Raw genomic sequence first — 2011 nt, forward strand, 5'->3', positions numbered from 1 at the left:
GCGGCGCAGGGCGAATGAACTACCTTGGAACGGCTCCCATGGCGGCCCCGCCACTTGCTCAGGAGTCGCGAATATAGGCGACGACCGCAAGAACGAGCAGGCATTGCCCCTGAGGACAGTGCACCTTCACCGCCGGATGTGTTCCTATGCCGCTTCCTCCTCATCGCCATTCGGGTTTTCATCATCCAGGCGCTTCATGTTTTCCAGCAACTTGAGCAGGTAGTGCAGGGAGTGGGTCATGTCGCCGACGGAGAAGTCCGCGAGCGCCTTTTCGTAGTATTCATGAATGCGCGGTACGGCCTGGCTATTCCAGACCGCCTTGCCCGACTCGGTCATCGTGATCAGCCGGGAGCGCTTGTCGCGTCCGTCCTGGGCGCCATGGAGATGCCCGTTGCGCTCCATTCGGCTGATTAATCCGGAAAGGTTCTGGCGACTGACCATCAGGTAGCGAGCCAGGTCACCCACGCTCATCCCGCCGCTTGCTTCGGGGCGCGACAAGGCGCCCAGGACCGCCCATTGCTGTGTGGTCAGACCGAGGTCCTCCACCGCTCTTGTGCCTGTTTTGTGCAACATGTTTGCACATTGGTACAGGCGGAAAAACATTCTGTTGGCCAGTTCCATCCTGGTGACAGTGATTGGATTTTCAGGGTTTTTCATGACTTTTCCGGTAATTCGGGGCCTGTTCTGGCCGCGCATATGGACATTATATGTCAATGTGCTTGCTTAAATTTGAAGTTTACCTCTTGCAGAAGGCATTTTCTTAAACTAATATACGTCAATACCTTTACGTATTTGTGCTTGCAAGTCGATTCCTTTTCAATTGCGTGCGTAAGGATACCAACCCTGACAACTCTGGTGGAGAAAGCTATGCAGAAACTTGAAGGCAAAACGGTAATTGTGACAGGTGGTGGCGGAGGCATCGGGGGTGCAACCTGCCGCCGCCTGGCAAAGGCGGGTGCGCGTGTTGCTGTGTTCGATATGAATCCAGAGGCCGCGCAGCGCGTTGCGGCAGAGATCGCCGCCGCCGGTGGTACCGCGGCAGCATTCAAGTGCGATATCACCAACCGTGCCGAAGTCGATGCTGCGGTCGCCGCGACCGAGGCCGAGCTCGGTCCGATTGCCGTCCTGGTCAACAACGCCGGATGGGATGTGTTCAAGCCCTTCGTCAAGACCGAGCCTGCCGAATGGGACAAGCTGATCGCCATCAACCTGACCGGCGCCCTGCACATGCATCATGCGGTGCTGCCGGGTATGGCCGAGCGCAAGTACGGCCGCATCGTGAACGTGGCTTCGGATGCTGCGCGTGGCGGCTCGTCAGGCGAAGCGGTGTACTCCGCCTGCAAGGGGGGGCTGGTTGCGTTGTCCAAGACGCTGGCGCGTGAACATGCTCGCCACGGCATCACCGTGAACGTCGTGTGCCCCGGCCCGACCGACACCGCGCTGCTCGCCGGTGTGGCCGAAGGCGCCCGTGATCCTGCCAAGCTGATCGAAGCCTTCAAGAGCGCCATTCCGCTTGGCCGCCTCGGTCAACCCGACGATCTCGCCGGCGCCATTGCCTTCTTCGCCAGTGACGATGCGTCGTTCATCACCGGCCAGGTGATCAGCGTGTCCGGCGGCCTCACCATGCACGGCTAAGCCAATCCTTATTTCCACAACCCATTAAAGAGGGAACACCATGGAATTCGAAGACATCATCTATGAAGTGCGCAACACCGTTGCCTGGATCACGATCAACCGTCCTGAAAAAATGAACTCGTTCCGCGGCCAGACCTGCGACGAAATCATCAAGGCGTTGAACAAGGCTGGCTACGACCGCAATGTCGGCGCGATTGTGCTGGCAGGCGCCGGCGACCGTGCGTTCTGCACCGGCGGCGACCAGTCTGCCCACAACGGCAACTACGACGGCCGCGGCACCATCGGCCTGCCGATGGAAGAGTTGCACACCGCCATTCGTGACGTGCCCAAGCCGGTGATCGCGCGCGTCCAAGGCTTTGCCATCGGCGGCGGCCAC

General features: G+C 59.6%; 3 protein-coding genes. 2 read left to right on the forward strand and 1 reads right to left on the reverse strand.

Annotation, left to right across the window (positions count from 1 at the left end):
- Window positions 1-144 precede the first annotated feature (144 nt).
- Entirely contained in the window at window positions 145-657 is a 513-nt protein-coding gene (locus AYR66_RS11925) for a MarR family winged helix-turn-helix transcriptional regulator (protein ID WP_234814884.1), read from the reverse strand.
- A 210-nt stretch (window positions 658-867) separates the two neighbouring features.
- Between AYR66_RS11925 and badH the strand changes: the two genes are divergently transcribed.
- Together badH and AYR66_RS11935 are read left to right on the forward strand one after the other, a co-directional pair.
- Window positions 868-1635: a 2-hydroxycyclohexanecarboxyl-CoA dehydrogenase gene (gene badH, locus AYR66_RS11930; RefSeq protein ID WP_088707658.1), complete on the forward strand. Its 768-nt coding sequence runs from the start codon at window positions 868-870 to the stop codon at window positions 1633-1635.
- A gap of 40 nt (window positions 1636-1675) precedes the next feature.
- On the forward strand, window positions 1676-2011 hold a 336-nt coding region (locus tag AYR66_RS11935; protein WP_170942302.1), incomplete at its 3' end, for an enoyl-CoA hydratase-related protein.

The organism is Noviherbaspirillum denitrificans, assembly GCF_002211445.1.
GTDB classification, from domain to species: domain Bacteria; phylum Pseudomonadota; class Gammaproteobacteria; order Burkholderiales; family Burkholderiaceae_D; genus Noviherbaspirillum; species Noviherbaspirillum denitrificans.

Coding starts and splice junctions, on each gene's coding strand:
- AYR66_RS11925 (WP_234814884.1), bottom strand. CDS start 657: ATGAAAAACCCTGAAAATCCAATCACTGTCACCAGGATGGAACTGGCC.
- badH (WP_088707658.1), top strand. CDS start 868: ATGCAGAAACTTGAAGGCAAAACGGTAATTGTGACAGGTGGTGGCGGA.